Annotated in this window: 11 protein-coding genes; 6 read left to right on the forward strand and 5 right to left on the reverse strand. The window is 66.2% G+C overall.

The genetic code is table 11. The annotated features are described in order from the left end of the window. The first annotated feature begins 544 nt into the window (after positions 1-544). The gene (locus CA833_RS23720) at positions 545-1,126 is read left to right on the forward strand and encodes a CHAP domain-containing protein (RefSeq protein WP_242526461.1); all 582 of its coding nucleotides are present in this window, start codon (positions 545-547) and stop codon (positions 1,124-1,126) included. Between the two features lie 13 nt (positions 1,127-1,139). Here the strand turns inward: CA833_RS23720 and CA833_RS23725 are convergent, their stop codons facing one another. Together CA833_RS23725 and CA833_RS23730 are read right to left on the reverse strand one after the other, a co-directional pair. Continuing rightward, positions 1,140-3,266, reverse strand: coding sequence for a TonB-dependent siderophore receptor (locus tag CA833_RS23725; protein ID WP_242526462.1), 2,127 nt, complete (start codon positions 3,264-3,266; stop codon positions 1,140-1,142). 54 nt (positions 3,267-3,320) lie between these two features. Next, positions 3,321-5,696 (reverse strand): sulfite reductase flavoprotein subunit alpha, encoded by a 2,376-nt coding sequence (locus CA833_RS23730; protein ID WP_207080424.1) that lies wholly within the window; start codon positions 5,694-5,696, stop codon positions 3,321-3,323. A 411-nt stretch (positions 5,697-6,107) separates the two neighbouring features. Here CA833_RS23730 and CA833_RS23735 point away from each other — a divergent pair, with 411 nt between their 5' ends. Beyond that, positions 6,108-8,564 carry a glucose/quinate/shikimate family membrane-bound PQQ-dependent dehydrogenase gene (locus tag CA833_RS23735; RefSeq protein ID WP_207080425.1) on the forward strand — a complete coding sequence of 819 codons (2,457 nt, stop codon included), beginning with the start codon at positions 6,108-6,110 and terminating at the stop codon, positions 8,562-8,564. A gap of 129 nt (positions 8,565-8,693) precedes the next feature. Next, positions 8,694-10,061: a carbohydrate porin gene (locus CA833_RS23740; protein ID WP_207080426.1), complete on the forward strand. Its 1,368-nt coding sequence runs from the start codon at positions 8,694-8,696 to the stop codon at positions 10,059-10,061. A 19-nt stretch (positions 10,062-10,080) separates the two neighbouring features. On the opposite strand, the gene CA833_RS23745 is transcribed toward CA833_RS23740, so the two are convergent. From CA833_RS23745 to CA833_RS23755, 3 genes are all read right to left on the reverse strand, one after another. Next, positions 10,081-10,698 carry a TetR/AcrR family transcriptional regulator gene (locus CA833_RS23745; protein ID WP_207080427.1) on the reverse strand — a complete coding sequence of 206 codons (618 nt, stop codon included), beginning with the start codon at positions 10,696-10,698 and terminating at the stop codon, positions 10,081-10,083. 190 nt (positions 10,699-10,888) lie between these two features. Further along, complete coding sequence (locus CA833_RS23750) at positions 10,889-11,719, reverse strand: hypothetical protein (RefSeq protein WP_207080428.1); 831 nt, start codon at positions 11,717-11,719, stop codon at positions 10,889-10,891. A 130-nt stretch (positions 11,720-11,849) separates the two neighbouring features. Then, positions 11,850-13,088: a S8 family serine peptidase gene (locus CA833_RS23755; protein WP_242526463.1), complete on the reverse strand. Its 1,239-nt coding sequence runs from the start codon at positions 13,086-13,088 to the stop codon at positions 11,850-11,852. A 104-nt stretch (positions 13,089-13,192) separates the two neighbouring features. Here CA833_RS23755 and CA833_RS23760 point away from each other — a divergent pair, with 104 nt between their 5' ends. From CA833_RS23760 to CA833_RS23770, 3 genes are all read left to right on the forward strand, one after another. Then, positions 13,193-13,690: an RNA polymerase sigma factor gene (locus CA833_RS23760; RefSeq protein ID WP_142638449.1), complete on the forward strand. Its 498-nt coding sequence runs from the start codon at positions 13,193-13,195 to the stop codon at positions 13,688-13,690. After that, the gene (locus CA833_RS23765) at positions 13,687-14,499 is read left to right on the forward strand and encodes a hypothetical protein (protein ID WP_207080430.1); all 813 of its coding nucleotides are present in this window, start codon (positions 13,687-13,689) and stop codon (positions 14,497-14,499) included. Before CA833_RS23760 ends, CA833_RS23765 begins: the two co-directional genes overlap by 4 nt. Before the next feature lie 485 nt (positions 14,500-14,984). Then, positions 14,985-17,393, forward strand: coding sequence for a TonB-dependent receptor (locus CA833_RS23770; RefSeq protein WP_207080431.1), 2,409 nt, complete (start codon positions 14,985-14,987; stop codon positions 17,391-17,393). Position 17,394 lies beyond the last annotated feature (1 nt).

Below are 17,394 nucleotides of genomic sequence, written 5' to 3' on the forward strand. Positions count from 1 at the left end.
TTCTTGCGATGGGGGAGCATGTTGCCCGTCTCTGTTGGCGACCTCAGCTAAACCGTGTGGTCCGCTGCGGTGAGAGGCCCTCTAAGCGGCGCTCTTGATTCGGTCAAACACTAATTTCAAAAAAACGTCACTTTCCCAAAAAACGCCGGTTTCCGGGATTTTCAGCCCTGATTGAACTGGCCATGACGCATTTCGTACCGCCCTGAGCCAGCCTTCCTTGCAGCAGCCACAGTGAGTGGCGCGTCGTAATATGAGGAGTCGAACGGCGCAGAAGGGGCCACGACAAAACGCCCTCCCACATAGACGGGCCGCCCATCGCGCAGCAGGCTCGGATCACGGCAAGATCGTGGCACCGCCTACAGGAAATTGCTTCATGCCCTTCACCGGGCGAATCCTCATAGCGTGTGATCGCACCGGTAAGTTCCCGGATTCCCAGGGAGCTTCGTTCAGCCGAGGTCCTGGCAAGGCGAGCCGAAGCCAGGGTGCCTTCACAGAAGATATGTTATCTCATAACTAATGCGTCACGGGTCGCCAAGGAGCTTTCGTGAAAAACGGTCGGGTCATGCCGGTAAACGGCACATGGGGTTCTGTTGCCAGAGCCATCGTCAAAAACGTCTTCGCCAAACAAAACCAGTCGATTTGCCACGGCCTGCTGGTTCTGCTGGTCGCCGTCGGCTTCACGAGCCCAGCCATGGCTGCACCGCTGCAGTGCGTTCCTTATGCACGTGAGCATTCGGGTATCGAGATCCACGGCAATGCCTGGACCTGGTGGAACCAGGCCAAGGGCATCTACCGCCGCGGTAGTGTCCCGCAGGTTGGCGCGGTCGTCGCAATGGCGCCGTCTTCGGCGATGCCGCTCGGCCATGTTGCCGTCGTGCAGAAAGTCGTCGACGAGCGCCACATCCTGCTCGACCATGCCAACTGGTCTTCACCCGGCATGATCGAACATGGCGCTCTGGCCGAAGACGTCTCTACCTCAGGAGACTGGAGCGAGGTTCGTGTCTGGTATGCCCCTTCGCGGGCGCTGGGTTCGCGCGTGAACCCAGTCTTCGGGTTCATCTATCCCCAGGGCAGCGACGCCCGCACCGAAATCGCGGCGGCCGACAGCGGCGACAGCGCCTCCTGACCGGTTCCAGCGCTCAGAACCTGCGCCGGAACTCCACGAACCAGCTCCGCGCATTGCCGAGGTAGGCCCCCTTGGCGCCGGTGAAGCCGGATACCGCGTAATACTTGTCGAAGATGTTCTCGATCCGGAACTTGACCTCGGCAAAGCCGAAATCGTGCGAGACCGTAGCGTCGAACACCGTGAAAGGCTTCAGCCTGTCGCCCGAGCGATCGATCTGATCGGAAACGTACTGCCCCCCAAAGGCAAATGCCGTCTCGATCGCCTGCACCTGGTAACGCGTCCAGAAACCGGCCTGATGGTGCGGCGTGTTGGGGAAACGATCTCCCACCGAATTGTCGATCGACTGGCCTTCGGCAGTCCCGGTAATGCGGGTGTCATTATACGCATAGTTCAGCGAAACGACCCAGTCTCGGGTGACGTCCGCGGTTACCGTGGCTTCGACGCCCTTGCTGGTCACCTCGCCGATCGGAGCCAACTGGTCCACTCCGTTCACGGCGTCCTGGCTGTCGTCGATCTGCAGCACGTTGCGGCGAACGATGCGATAGGCCGCCAGGGTCGTCTGGATGCGTCCGTTGAGCAGATCGGTCTTTACGCCGGCCTCTATCTGGTTGCCGGTTTCAGGAGCGAACGGACCGCCGGCGAGCGGTAACTGGTCTGACACGTCTTGGGGTTCGAAAGCCTGCGACCAGCTTACATAGAACGACACGTCCTTGCGCGGTTTGTAGATCGCGCCCGTCCGCCAGGTAGTGGCCGCCGAACTGGCATTGTCGCCAGCAATATAGTCGTTGTCATCGAACCAGTCGCGACGTACGCCGCCGACAAGGATGACATGCTCGCCGATGCCCAGCTGTTCCTGCAGGTAGACGCCGCGGCGCAGCGCACGCGCATCGGTGTAAGACGGTGTGACGCCCGAAAGATCGGGCTTGGAGGAATCGCTGTAATCGGGATCGATCAGCGAGAGCGCCGGGACGTTGCGGGTGGCGTAGTTCTGGCCGGTCGAATCCTCGCGGTACCAGTCCCCGCCAAGCAGCACGGTATGCTCCAATGGCCCTGTGACAAACTTGCCGATCAGGTTGGCGCCCAGCGACAGCCCTTCGACATGGCGGTGCTGCTTGCGGAACTCGCGCGTGACCGTGTCGTAGACACCGTCGCCATCGGTGTCGCGCAGGGCTACCGGCTCGTGGTATTCCTGATCCTCGTTGTAGCGGAACCAGCGCCCGGCGACATTGAACGAGATCGCATCGGACAGCTTGCTGTCGAGCCGCGCCTGCGTGACGAGGCCGTTGTAGCGAATGAAGTCACCCGGATCGTTGTGATTCCAGCTGCGGTAGGTGAGGAAGTTGCCATCGGCATCGATCGGGATTCCGCGCAACCGGTTGCCCGGCAGGTCCTGATCGTAGTCTGTCACCTGCACCGTCAGCTTGGTGTCGTCTGAAATCCTGGCGGTGAGCCCGGCATCGGCCACCAGCGTGCGGCTGCTCGCGTGGGCCCGGTAACTGTCGTAATCCTCGTAGAACAGGCCGGCGCGGCCCGATAGCACACCGTCCTTGTCGAGCGGACCGGTCACGTCGAACGAGCCGCCATAACGATTGCGCCCGCCGACGATGGCGCGCATGTTTGCGGCGAACTGGTCGGAGGGCTTCTTGGTCACGTAGTTGATCGTGCCGCCCGGCGAACCGGCACCATAGAGCATGCCCGCCGGCCCCTTGAGGAACTCGACGCGGTCGATGGTGAAGAGTTGGGGGACCGAGAAGGTCTGGAACGGGTCACCGCGCAGCCCGTCATAATACGTCACGTCCTGGCTGAAACCGCGATATGTGACGGTTGCGTAGTTGTTGGCACTCACACCCGGCACGTTGCGATAGAGATCGCGGATGTCGCGCGCGCCCTGGTCCTCGATCATGTCCGAATTGATGACCTGCACCGATTGCGGCACATCCAGTGGATCGGCGGCGATCTTGCCCACTTCGGTTTCGGTGACGCGGTAGAGTGTCTGCGCGCGGGCGGTGACGACGATCGTCTCCCCCTCGTTGCCGCCGCCGATTTCGGCCGCTTCCTCGGCATGGGCGGGCAAGAGCCCGCTCATGCCGAGCGCAGGCAGGACAAAGGGCAGGTGCGAGACGAAACGGGGGGAAAGCATCGGAGGAAATCCTCAAAAACACATAGGAGACTGCGGGCGAGAACCCGCAGACAATCAGTAGATGTCGCGGAGGTAGAGGCCCGCTTCGGCCATCGCGTCGAGGCGGTCCTCGCCAAGTGCCATGCGCAGGGCAGCATCGACCGCCGGGGCCATGCCCTGCAGGCTGCCGCACACGAGAATGGCCGCGCCCCGGTCCACCCATTCGGCGATGTCCGGCGCGGCATCGGCAACCAGGTCCTGCACGTAGCGCCCGCAATCGGCATCCCGCGACCAGGCGCGGTCGAGCCTGGTCAGGGTGCCGTCCGCCAGCCAGCCTGCGAGTTCATCGGCGAGCAGCGCGTCATGGGCCCGGTTTCGCTCGCCAAGCAGCAGCCAGTGGCCGCCCTGCCCGCTACAGGCTGCCTGTCGCAAGTGGCTGCGAAGGCCGGCGATACCGGTGCCGTTGCCGATCAGGATCAACGGGCGAGGCTCTCGCGGGGTATGAAAACCGCTGTTCGAACGCAACCGCATCGCGGTCGTGCTGCCGATCGCGGCATGGACCGTCAGCCACCCCGAACCATGCCCGAGCGTGCCGTCGCTGCGAGTGACCTGACGAACGATGAATTCGATGCGGCCATCGGCGGGAATCGAAGCGATCGAATACTCGCGGTGGCTGACCGGCGCACCCTCCACCGCTCCCCCGGGAAGCACTTCGGCGATGTCGCCCGCCCGCCAATCAGCCGCCTTGCCGTCGGCAGGCTCCAGCGCCACCCGGTAGACCGGCCCGCCTGCCGAGCCCGGGTTGAGCAATTCGCGTTCGACCAGGCGCCAGGGGCGGTCCGTCTCGCCAGCCCAGGCCCCGGTATCCTTGGCGCCAAGGAGGGCAAGGTTGTGCTGCCAGCGGCCATGCGCGGCAGGATCCTCGCCGTCGACTTCAATCGTCTCGAACAGCGGCGTCGCGCCGCCCGAGCGCAGCCAGCCGTCAACCTTATGGCCGAACGCGCAGAACTCGGCATATTCGCGGTCGCCCAGCGCCAGTACGGCATAGTCGAGATGCGCCACGCTTGGCGGCGCCGCCATGGCCTGTCGGGCGAAGCGGCGCACGGTGTCCGGCGGCTCGCCCTCGCCATAGGTGCTCACGACAAAGAGCGCGCGCTCCGCGCCGGCCAGTTGCCCCTCGTCGAGCGAGGCCAACGGCACCAGTCTTGCCCCGCCGAGGGCCGCCGCGGTCTGCCGCGCAAGGCGCTCCGCGCCGCCGGTCTGGCTGGCATAGGCGACCAGTGTCGTGGCGTTTGTGCCCTCAACATCGGCGGTGGCTTCCGCCTGTACCGCGCGCTTGCGACGGCGGCGGGCGAAATAGAGCAGCAGTCCGGTCACCGTGAACAACGGCATCGTCAGGCTTGTGATCAGGATGACGATACGTCCGGGCAGGCCGAATATCGCGCCGCGATGCACCTCGTACATGCTGGAGGCGACAACAGTGCCGAGCGGCTTGTCGGCATAGCGTTCAACCTTGAGCACATGACCGGCGGCAAGGTCGATGCTGTAGTCGTCGGTCATCCGATCGTGCCGCGCGCCGGGCAAAAGCACCCGGAAACGTCCCTCCGATCCAGTCTCGGGCATCGTCACCTGGACCGCATCGAACCGCCCGCCGGTCGCCGTCATCAATGTCGGCCAGGCGCGCGCCAGCGAAGTCGCGGCAGGCGCCGTTTCGCCTTCGATCTCACCGGCTGGCCGCCTGCCTTCGTGGCCGCCATCCGACACCTTGCCGGTCAACACATATTGCGCGCCCTCCCGGTACCATTCGTAGGACCACCATAGACCCGTCAGCGCGGACAGCAGGTAGGCCAGTGCCACCCACGTTCCGATCACGACGTGCAGCGCGCGGTAGAGATTGCGCCCGCTCTTGCGCCAGTCGAGCACCAGCCACGCCCGCCAGTCGAGCGCACGGCGCGGCCAGCGCAGATAGATACCGGAAAGCGCGAAGAACAGCAGCGAGATCGCGGCGAACCCGGTGATCTGGCGCCCGATCCCGCGCGGCCCCTCGGGCAAGGCCAGCCAACGGTGGATATTCTCGACCGTCTGGAAAAAGCCCTCGCCGTTCGCCTTGCCGAGCAGGCGGCCATCGCGCGGATCGACACGGGCGCGTTCGCCCCGCTTGCCCTTTTCGAGCGCAGCGAAGCGGACTTCCCAGGCGCTGCCGGCATCCGCCGCGACCGTAAACCGCTCCACCCGCTCGCCGGGACGCTGCGCCTGCACCCGCGCCAGCACCGCCTGCGGCGACAGGGCCACGCGGCCATCCGGCGCAAGCCGGACAACGCCGGGGCTCAGCGCCCGCATGATCTCGTTCTCGAAACTCAGCGTCGCGCCGGTGATCCCCATCACCGCAAGGACAAGACCCGCGGTGATGCCGAGGAACCAGTGGACTTGAAACAGTACCCTGCGCGCCAACTCGATCGTGCCCCATCGACGGGGCCCAAACCCCGATTTTTGCAACCCGGCGCGGCTACCGTGCGGCCTCCTTCGGGCCGCATCGAATCCGTCGCACCGATGAGGCAGTTAATGCAACCAATTCGCAATAGCAACACATGCGATTGCAAAACCGATTCCAAGCCTGCCGCGGTGCCCCGCCGACTCGCGGGACCAGCCTGCCAGGACACCAACAATATTGATCTATATCAATCTGTTAGGTTTGATTTTCCAGCTAAACTTGTGCCCGCAACCGTTGTGTACTAATTGGTACACACGTTCGATGACGGCATGACCGCTCTCGTTATTTCGTATCATTCGATGCAGGCTTGCCGTCACCCCCCGATTGGCGGCACCTTCCTGCACGTACATAGAAACATGAGGAGGTGCCGCATGTCAGGCACACACAAGCATGTCAGTACACCGGGCTCAGGCCCAGCCCGCGCCGGAATAGCCACCAGGGCCTGGCTCTGGCTGCTCGGCGGCGTGATCGTTGCCGCCGGTCTTTTCTTCACCCTTGGCGGCGCCAAGCTGGTCAGCCTGGGCGGCAGCTTCTACTTCCTGATCGCCGGCCTCGTCCTGCTGGCCTCGGGCCTCCTGCTCATCCGTCGTAAGCGCGCCGGTGCACTGCTGTTCGGCGCAGTGTTCCTCGGCACTGTCCTGTGGTCGCTGTGGGAAGTCGGACTCACCTTCTGGCCGCTGATCTCGCGCCTGCTGGCAATCGGAGTCGGCGGCTCCGTCGTTGCGCTCTCCTATCCGCTGCTGCGCCGCGCCGAAGGGCTCGCTCCCAACTGGAAGCCCGCTCTGGCCGTCGCTGCCGTGGTCGGGCTCGGCTCCGCCGCCAGCTTTGCAGGCATGTTCGTACCGCATCCCACGGTTCCCTTCACGGGCACCGAAGGCGCGCTGGTGCCGGTCGATCCCGCCCATGCACAGCAGAACTGGCAGGCCTACGGCAACACGCCGGGAGGCAGCCGCTTCGTGGCGCTCGACCAGATCACCCGCGACAATGTGAGCAAGCTCAAGGTCGCCTGGACCTACCGCACCGGCGACGTGGCAATCAGCGACGGTAACGGCGCGGAGGATCAGGACACCCCGCTGCAGGTGGGCGACACTGTCTACATCTGCACCCCGCACAACAATGTCATCGCGCTCGATGCCGATACCGGCCGCGAGAAGTGGAAGGCGCGGATCGACGCACGCGCCTCGGTGTGGAACCGCTGCCGGGGCCTGGCCTATTTCGATGCCAGGGCGCCGATCCAGCAGCCCGCCATGCCCGGCTCCACACCGGTCACCGCCGTCACCGTGCCCCAAGGCGCGCCGTGCCAGCGCCGCATCCTGATGAACACCATCAATGCCGAACTCATCGCGCTCGACGCCGATACCGGCAAATTCTGCCCGGACTTCGGCAATGGCGGCCGCGTCGACCTCAAGGCCGGCCTCGGCAATGCGCCCGATCCGCAGTACCAGCTGACGTCCGCACCGACGCTTGCCGGAACCACCGTGGTCGTCGGCGGCCGCGTGGCCGACAACGTGCAGACCGACATGCCTGGCGGCGTGATGCGCGGCTTCGACGTCGTCACCGGCAAGCTGCGCTGGGCCTTCGATCCGGGCAACCCGGCGATCACCGGCATGCCTGCCCCCGGCAAGACCTATACCCGCTCGACCCCCAACGTCTGGTCGGCGATGTCCTATGATCCGGCGTCCAACACCGTCTTCATGCCGGTGGGCAGTTCCTCGGTCGACCTTTACGGCGTGCCGCGCACCTCGCTCGACCACAAGTACGGCGCCTCGATGCTCGCGCTCGATGCGACGACGGGTAAGGAAAAGTGGCACTTCCAGACGGTCCACAACGACCTTTGGGACTTCGACCTGCCGATGCAGCCGACCTTCCTCGATTACCGGAAGGACCGTAAGAGCGTGCCCGCGCTGGTCTTCGGCACCAAGGCCGGCCAGCTCTATGTGCTCGACCGCCAGACCGGCAAGCCGCTGACCGAAGTGGCGAACGTCAAGGTCAAGGCCGCGAACATCCCGAACGAGCCCTATGCCCTCACCCAGCCCAAGTCCGTCGGCATGCCGCAGATCGGCGCCGGCAAGCTGACCGAGGCCGACATGTGGGGCGCCACGCCGTTCGACCAGCTGATGTGCCGCATCGCCTTCAAGGGCATGCGTTACGAAGGGCTCTACACCGCGCCCGGCACCGACAAGTCGCTGAGCTTCCCGGGATCGCTGGGCGGCATGAACTGGGGCGGTCTCTCGATCGATCCCACCACCAACACGATCTTCGCCAACGACATGCGCCTCGGCCTGTGGGTGCAGATGTTCCCGCAGACCAAGGCCCAGCAGGGCAAGTCCGGCGCGGCCGGTGAAGCGATCAACACCGGCATGGGCAGCGTTCCGCTGAAAGGCACGCCCTATTCGGTGGTGAAGGACCGCTTCCTCTCGGCGCTTGGCATTCCCTGTCAGGCCCCGCCGTTCGGCACGCTCACCGCGATCGACATGACGACCCGCCAGATCAAGTGGCAGGTCCCGGTCGGCACCGTGCGCGACACCGGCCCGATGGGCATCAAGATGGGCCTGCCGATCCCGATCGGCATGCCGACGCTGGGCGGCACGCTGGCGACGCAGGGCGGCCTCGTCTTCATCGCCGGCACGCAGGACTATTACCTGCGCGCCTTCAACGCGGCGAACGGCAAGGAAGTCTGGAAAGCCCGCCTGCCGGTCGGCAGCCAGGGCGGCCCGATGAGCTACAAGTCGCCCAAGACCGGCAAGCAGTACGTGGTGATCACCGCCGGCGGCGCGCGCCAGTCGCCCGACCGCGGCGACTACGTAATCGCTTACGCGCTGAAGTGAGGGCTCCCGGAGCCTCCATCACGCCGGTCCGGTGACCGGTCCGGGGGCGGATTCCCAACTCCGTCCCCGGACATCCTGTTCCACATCAAGTAAACCCGCGCCGGTGAAGGCCGCGGGAAGGAGGGGGCCTTGGCCCAGCGTATCCACACTCTCACGCTCGCCGTCGGCGGTCTCGCCTTGGCCCAGCCCTTTACGGCAACCACGGTTCGCGCCGAAGAAACCGAAGCGGGCGAGGAACAGCCCGCGCCGGTCTCGGCGCCAATTGTCGCCGTGCCTGCAGCGACCACCCAGCCCGCCGCCCCACCCGCCAACGGCCGCGACACGTTGACCGGCGACTGGGGCGGACTGCGCACCTCGCTCAAGCACGCAGGCGTGACGGTCCGGGGCGACTACGTGTCTGAAAGCTTCTCGGCGGTCGATGGCGGACAGCGACGCGGCACCAGCTACGTCCAGCAAGTCCGGCTCGGTGCCGATTTCGACATGGAGCGGCTTGCCGGGGTCGACGGTGCCACCATCCACCTCACGGTCAACGACCGGCGCGGCATCGGCATCTCGTCCGACTTCGTGGGCAACCGCCTGCCCATTCAGGAGGCCGCCGGCGGCTACTACGCCCGCCTTACCGAGGCGAGCTGGGAACAGAACCTGATGGGCGGCAAGCTCAACTTGCGGCTCGGCTATTTCGCGATGGGGAACGATCTGGGCGGCATGCCGATCGGCTGCACTTTCGTGAACGCCGCCTTCTGCGCGCATCCCCTGTCGATGTCGGGCGACAGCGGCTGGTACAACTATCCCAATGCGCGCTGGGGCGCAGCGGTGCGCTACAAGCTGCGCCATGACGTGATCCTGCGCACCGGCGTCTACCAGGTGAATCCGCGCCTCAACGACGAGGACAATGCCTGGGATCCCTTCGCGGGCGGCACCATCGGCGTCGTGCTGCCCGTCGAAGTCGAATACGACCCCGGCGTGACGAAGGCCAGCCGGGTACTCCCGGGCCACTACAAGATCGGCTTCTATTACGACACCTCGCGCGTGACCAAGCAGGGCGGCGGCGGCACCGTTACGGGGCGCCACGGATTCTACATCCTTGCCGACCAGATGATCTGGCGCGAGGGCACCGGTAACCGCGGGCTGTCGCTGTTCGGCCAGTTCACCGCAAATCCGCAAGTCTCTGGGCAGATTACCCGCTGGTACGCCGGCGGTCTGGTCAAGACCGGCACCTTCAAGGGCCGCGATGCCGACAGCATCGGCCTTGGCGTGACCCACGCCGTGGTGGACCCCCGCCTGCGCCGTCTCCACGTCGACACCGCCCCGATCCCCGGCAGCTACGCCTCGCTGCCCGCCGGGGAGACAGCCATCGAACTGAGCTACGGGTTCCAGGCCAATCGCTGGCTGCTGATCCGGCCCGACGTGCAGTACATTGTCGAGCCGGGCGCGTTCAGCTTCCGCTCGACGCCGAATGCACTGGCACTGGGCTGTCAGGTGCGGATGACGTTTTGAAAATAAGCCTCGCGCCCGTTCACAGCGCGAGGCAGTAGCGCCGCACGGTTTCCACCACTTGTGCCTTGCGGCGCTCCGCCACCGCCTCACTCGTGAGATCCACGTCGAACAGGGCGCGGAAGGTGTAGCGGTTGGACACGAAGTAGAACGCCAGCGCGCTGATCGTCATATGCAAGTCCACCGGATCCAGCCCCGCGCGGAAGCTGCCTTCGGCGACGCCGCGATCGATCAGCGCTTGCGTGCGCGGCAGCACGAGGTCGTTCTTCGCCTCATCCACCGCGCCGACATGCGGGCCGTGGCGCATGTTCTCGTCCATCACCAGCCGCACCAGTTCGGGGTGATGGAAGTGATAGTCGAACGTCAGCGCCGTCAATCGCTCCAGCGCGGCGACCGGGCACATATCCTCCAGCCCGGCATCAAGTTCGGCGGAGCGGATGCCGCGATAGGCCTCGCGCATGACGGCGCGGTAGAGGCCTTCCTTGCTGCCGAAATGATAATAGATCATCCGCTTCGAGGTCGCGGTGGCGGCGGCGATCTCGTCCACGCGCGCTCCGGCAAAGCCCTTATCGGCAAAGTGCGCCGTCGCGATCCGAACGATCTCGCGGCGATTGTTCTCGGTAAACTGATCTCGCTCCACGGCCCGCCTATGCGGCGACGGACCGCAAGAGGCAACACGAGAAAGAGCCCGCGAAAGCCCGGGTAAGGCTTTCGCGGGCTCCGCGCCGTCGTTCCATCTCGTCGGATGGGGCCCCTTGTGCGCAGCCGACCTTGGGGTGCCGGAACCTTGCGGGGCTAACGACGACGGCGCGCGGGGGGGCTGTGTGGGTTCAGTTACCGCTGGCCGAAGCGCTCAGGCTGATCGAGCCGCCGCTGCTGGACGCAGAGCCGGAACTCGAGCCTGCCGCCGCCGCGCTATGCTTGCCCGCCGTGGCCGTGCCGGAACCGTTGCCCGAACCTTGCGCATTGGCGCTCGAAGCCGTGTCCTGTGCCGTCGAAGCCGCATTCGATGCGCGGTTCACTGCCGCATCGCGGGCCGAACCGGCGGCTCCGGCCAGCTGCGAGGCCGCGCCGCTGGCCGTACCCGTCGCATCGGGCAGCGTCGGGGCAGCCAGGTTGCCACTCGACGCACCGTTACCGGTGGCGGAACCGTTCGCAGTCGTGCCCGAAGCGCCATGGCTCGCCGCGCCCGAGGTCGCACCGCTCCCCGAAGTCGCTGCATTGCCGGCAAGCGAACTCAGCGTACCCTGCGCCGAACCCGCCCGCGAGGTTGCGCCCGAAACCGCCGATCCGGCAAGGCTGCTGGTCGCCGTGCGTGCGTTGGAAACGGCATCGCCGGCACCGGAAGCATCGGGCGCGGAAACCGCAGGCGCCGTCACCTTCTTGCTGGCGCGGCCACTGCCGCTGCCCGAGCCCGATGCGGTTGCCGAACGCGCGCTGCGGGTGATGCTCATGTCGCCCGCTGCGCTGCCCATGCCACCGAGCGTGCTGCCGACCGAGCCGATGCCGCCGCCCAGCGAGCCTCCCAGCGCCCCGCCGAGACTGCCGCCCAAACCGCCGCCACCCAGAAGCTGGGCCTGCGCCGCACCGGGCACCATGGCGACGGCAACTGCCGCCAGAGCCGCACCGAGGTTTGCCTTGCTGATAGTGATGCGCTTCATCGTTCCGGTTCCTTTCCTCTGCTTGTCCTGTCCGCCGCCGCGCCGAGGCGCCATTGCGATGGGTCTGAGAGAGGAACGGATGGCCTTTCCGGTTTCATCCGTCGGCCCGGCGAAAAAATTGGGAAAGGGGTTACTCGCCGGTACGACAGACCATGCAAAGCACCCCGCGCCCGGTCCGCCGCGACGGTGCCAGCGCTTCGCCATTGGCCGCCTGCAAGGCCGCCCCGGCATCTTTACCCTGTCCGATCCGCGCAGCGATACGTGCGGCCGCGAGCGGCGCAGCAAACGAGGTTCCGCGCAGCCCGATCCGCCCTTTGCCGGGCACCAGCGCCGTCATGTCCGCGCCCGGAGCCGCATAGTCGAGATGAGCAGCCTTGCCTGCCTCGATCAGCACCCGGCCGCGCCCATCGACGCCGGTCACCGCAATGACGCCGGTATAGGACGCCGGAAAGGCCGGCGGTGCCGCCGCGCCGTCATTGCCAACGGCGGCGACGACCACGATACCCCTTGCCCGCGCCGCACCGACCGCGCGGGCCAGCAAGGGATTGGCAGGGCCGACCAGGCTGATCGAGACCACCGGCACCCGCTGCGCGGCCATCCAGCCGAGCGCGCGGGCGATCGCCAGCGCGTTCCCGCCAGCCGGATCGGTGCCGTAGACATCGGCGCCGTAGATCCGCGCCGTGCCCGCCCCCTTGAGCAGCGAGGCAATGGCCGAGGCATGGTCGTTCGCCTTCGGCGCGCCCGTGGCAAAGGCGCCTTGTCCCGCCAGCCGGTCCGATCCGGCAATGCCGCCGTCGATAACGCCCACCGTGCCGCCCTTGGGCAGCGCCGCGGCTGGACGGCCGCTCGCTTTTGCAGCGGTCCTGCCCGAAGGAAAATGCAACTGGTCCGCCGTGATCTCACGCCCCGGCAAGGCGCGGCGCAACTGGGCAATGGCGCGCGCAAGCGGTTCGCCCCGCGGGGTCGCCAGACGGGCATAAGCAATGCCAAGGTCCCCGATCTCGCCCTGTTCGATCAGCGCAAAACCCGTGTCCGCCGCCCGCGCGAGACTCTCGGCATCGGGGTCGAGCAGCAGCAGTTCGCCGGCACGGGCCGGTTCGTGCCGGTCATCCCAATCCACGCTGTCACGCCGGGCGGAGACGAAATCGCGCAGCCGTCCGAGCCGGTCCTGCGCCAGTTGGCGGGCATCCCCGACAATCGCCGACACGCCAGACAGCGAGCGGTCCACCACGTCCTCCGCAGCGCCAGACAACGCCCCCCGCGTGCGATCGATCGCACCCAGCGGATCGAGCCCACCCGGCAGACCCAGTTGCGCACCGGCGGGTGCGGCAAATGCCGCCATAACCAGCGCGGCCAGCCCCGCACACATTTCAGACCTTCGACCCATTCCTCGTTCCCACAGCAAAAATCGGTAGCGCTCAAGGATGAAACGGTGCCATCGGGACGTTTCATCCTCACGGAAACGATATTTCGATGAGTACGCACAGCTTCTGCAACGAATTGACGGCATTGCTGCCACGCTTGCGGCGTTTCGCACGGGGGCTGACACAGAACGCGGCAGACGCCGACGATTTGTGCCAGACGACCGTCGAACGCGCCCTGGTGGCGCGCGGCCAGTGGCAGGAAGGCACGCGGCTCGACGCCTGGGTGTACCGGATCATGCGTAACCAATGGATCGACGAAACCAGGGCCCGCAGCCGCCGCGCACAGACGTTTGTGCACGAGGACGAAGGCGCGAACGTGGGCGTGGCGGGCGATCTCGATGCGGAAAACCGCGTGGAACTCGGCAATGTCGACCGGGCGCTGGCGCGCCTGCCCGCCGAGCAACGCGAAGCCGTCGTGCTCGTGCTGGTGGAAGGCTTTTCGTACAAGGAAGCGGCGGAGATCATCGGCATTCCGCAAGGCACCCTGACATCCCGCCTCGGCCGCGGCCGCGAGGCACTCTTGAAGGAACTTGGAGAACCCGCATGAGCGTGACCCCCGAAGAGCTCATGGCCCTGGCCGACGGCGAATTGTCCGGCGAAGAAGCAGCCCGTGTGGAAGCGGCTGTCGCCGCCGATCCTGCCCTCGCCCGGCGGCTGGAGGCGGAACGCAGCCTGCGCGCTGCCCTGCGCGGCCATCTCGATCCGGTGGCGGACGAACCGGTGCCCGCTGCCCTGACCGCGCTGATCACCCGCACCGCAGCCGAGGACAGCGCGAACGGCCTGCCCGAAACTGCGACCACCGCCAGCCGCCCGAAACCGGCCGAGGTCGTCGATCTCGCCGCCGCAAGGACACGCCGGGACGAAGCCGAAAAGGCCCGCAAGCGCGCTGCCAAGGGTCCCCGCGTGCCGATCTTCGCGGATCGCCGCATGGGTTTCGCGATTGCCGCCTCGCTGGTGGTAGGCCTCATGCTGGGCGCCCAACTCCACGGCGGCAGCGGGCCGATCACCCAGACCAGCGCAGGGCTGGTCGCCTCAGGTTCGCTGGCGCGCGGGCTTGACCGCCAGCTCGCTGCGGCCGAACCTGCCGCCGACATGCGCATCCTCGCCAGCTTCAAGCGCCAGGACGGCAGCTATTGCCGCGTCTTTGCGGGGGCTGCCACGTCCGGCATCGCCTGCAAGCAGGACGGCAACTGGCTGCTCGAACGCACGATGACCGGCGCTCCCGCGCAGACCGGCGCGTACCGGCAGGCAGGGTCCCCCGAAGCCAGCCTGATGGCCGCTGCGCAGGACATGATGGCCGGCGACCCGCTCGACGCGGCGCAGGAGAAAGCGGCACAGGCCAAGGACTGGCGATAAGGTCACCTTGCGCCCGGCATAGAATTGGTTTGGGCCTTTGCGCGTCCGGAGCGACGACGCCCGCTTGACGGCCTAATGTCTATTAAATAGGTTGAGAAACAAGACGAGGGGATACTGGCTCGTCATGCCCACACGGTTCTGCCGTGAGGCCCTTCTCCAGTCCGCGGCTTTTGATCGGGAAGCAGCTTGCTCCGCGTCACCAACGGCTAAAGCGCGCGACGCTAAGGCGACATCGCCAGGCTTCGTGTTCCCCACCAGCAAGGGGTGATACGATGCGTATCCAGGTTTAGACCACACCGCGATGCCGCGCGGGGGCCGTTCCCCCGCCTACCTGTGCGCCGGCTACGACGCACCGCACGATACACGCAAATTCACGGGCCGATAGCCGCGCAAGGAACGCGCGGCGCGTGCCCTGCGATGCCCGCCCCCGCATAGTCGCGGCCGGCGGAGCGCAGGCGCGTGCCCGACTTGGGGTTTACACGAAGATGTCGAATATTCTTGCTGATCGCTACCATGCGAAGATCGGCGCACTGCTTCTCGCCTCCAGCGCGCTGTCGCTGCCCGCCATGGCCCATGCCGAGGAAACCGCCGCGCCTGCCGCCGAACCGGCCACCGACAGCGCCTCGGGCGATGAGGGCACCACCATCGTCGTCACCGCCCGCCACCGCGAGGAGAGCCTGCAGGAAGTGCCGCTGGCGATCTCGGCCGTCTCGGGCGCGGAACTGACCGCCAAGCGCATCGAGCGCGTCAGCGAATTCGCCATCAAGGTGCCCAACTTCAACGCGCTGCAACAGAACACCCGCGTATCCGGGCTCTACGTGCGCGGTCTTGGCGGCAATGCCAGCAACGACGGCGCCGAGGGCGGCGTGGGCCTCATCGTCGACAACGTGTTCTTCACCCATGTCGGCTTCTCCTGGCTCGATTTTGTCGATCTCGAGAACATCCAGGTCGTGCGCGGGCCGCAGGGCACGTTGCTCGGCAAGAACACCACGATCGGCGCGGTAATCGTGCAGACCGCCAAGCCAAGCTTCGATCCCTCGCTCACCGTCACCGGCACTTACGGCAACTACGATGCCGCACAGATCCGCCTGAATGCCACCGGCCCGATCATCGCCGACAAGCTGGCCTACCGCCTGACCTTTGCCAACAGCTACGGCGGCGGCTGGGTAACCAACCAGTACAACGGCGACAAGCTGCTCGACAATCACCGCTGGTCCCTGCGCGGCCAATTGCTGTTCACGCCGACCAGCGACATCTCCTCGCGCCTGATCGTCGAGCATTACGACAGCCAGGAACGCAACAACTTCTACCCGGCCATCGGCGACGTGACGCAGAACCTCGATCCGAACACCGGCGCGGTCGTCTCTGCCCGCAGCGGCTGGTCGAGCAAGCTGGCCAATGCCTTCGGCTACACGCCCGACTTCAACGCGCCGCACAACGCCAATCTCAACAACCAGGACCGTCTTGTCGCCCGCACCGACGGCGTCTCCAACGAGATCAACTGGGACCTCGGCGGCGTGAACCTGACGTCGGTATCGGCCTGGCGGCGCCTCTATTTCCGCCCCTATAACGACAGCGACTACACCCCTTACGACATCTACCGCGCCGGCTACGACGTCGACGTGAACCAGTATTCGCAGGAACTGCGCCTGGCCTCCAAGCCGAGCGACGTGCTCGACTGGCAGATCGGCGCCTATTACCTGCACGAGGACCTGCGCAGCAACCTGCGCACGATCTTCGGGTCCGATTCCACCGCCTTCTTCCTCTCCCCCGCGCTGCCTTCCTCGGTGACCGACGGGCTGGAGTACGACCGCGACGGCCGCCTCCACATCGACAGCATCGCCGGCTTCGGCCAGGCAACATTCCATCTCACCCCCACGCTCTCGCTGACCGGCGGCCTGCGTTATACCTACGAAAAGAAGTCGGTCGACGTCGAGGGCTACAGCCTTGGCGGGGCAACCCTGACATCGGCGCTGGCCGCCTACCGCACGGCGCTGCTCAACAACCTGGGCGGCACTTCGGGCAGCGCGGCGGGTAGCTACTCGATCTCGGATTCGGTGAACCGCGGGTCCTGGGCATGGCTGGCCAATCCGGCCTGGCAGGTGACCCCCAACGTGCTGCTCTACGCCTCGGCCAGCTATGGCGAGAAGTCGGGCGCGGCCAACACCTCGGCCACCGCTTCGCAGGCAAGCCTCGTCATCACCAGGCCCGAGAAGTCCACCGACTTCGAAGGCGGTATCAAGTCCACCTGGCTGGACGGCAAGGCGACGGTGAACCTCAACCTCTACAACAACACCATCAAGGACTATCAGGCCGCCCGCGTCGACAGCAGCAATGCCACCTTCGGCAGCTACCTCGCCAATGTCGGCAAGGTGCGCCTGCGGGGCTTCGAGCTGGAGACCGCCCTGCGCCCCGTCCCGGCGCTTGGGCTCAACTTCAACGCCGCCTACAACGACGCCAAGTACCTCGATTACGACGATGCCCCGGCGCCGGTCGAGTATCAGGTCGCCAACGGCGGCGCCTCGGTACCGCTCAGCCTGACCGGATACCAGATCGTCGGTGCCCCCAAATGGACGCTGCAGGGCGGGATCGACCTCGACCAGCCGATCGACGACAACTGGGTGCTCACCGGCTACGTCAACACCAGCTGGAAAAGCAAGGTCGCGCTCATCAACCCGCGCTCGATCTATGGCTGGCAGGACGCGGTGGCGATCACCAATGCCGGTATCGGCCTGCGCACGCAGGACAATAGCTGGACCGCGCAGGTCTGGGTCAAGAACCTCACCAACGAACGCTACGCCGTTGCCTATTCCCCGGCCTCGGCCTCCGCGCCGATCACCGAAGTCTTCGGCAATCCGCGCACCTATGGCCTCACCATCTCGCGAAAGTTCTGAC

The sequence above is a fragment of the Novosphingobium sp. KA1 genome, assembly GCF_017309955.1.
Lineage (GTDB): Bacteria > Pseudomonadota > Alphaproteobacteria > Sphingomonadales > Sphingomonadaceae > Novosphingobium.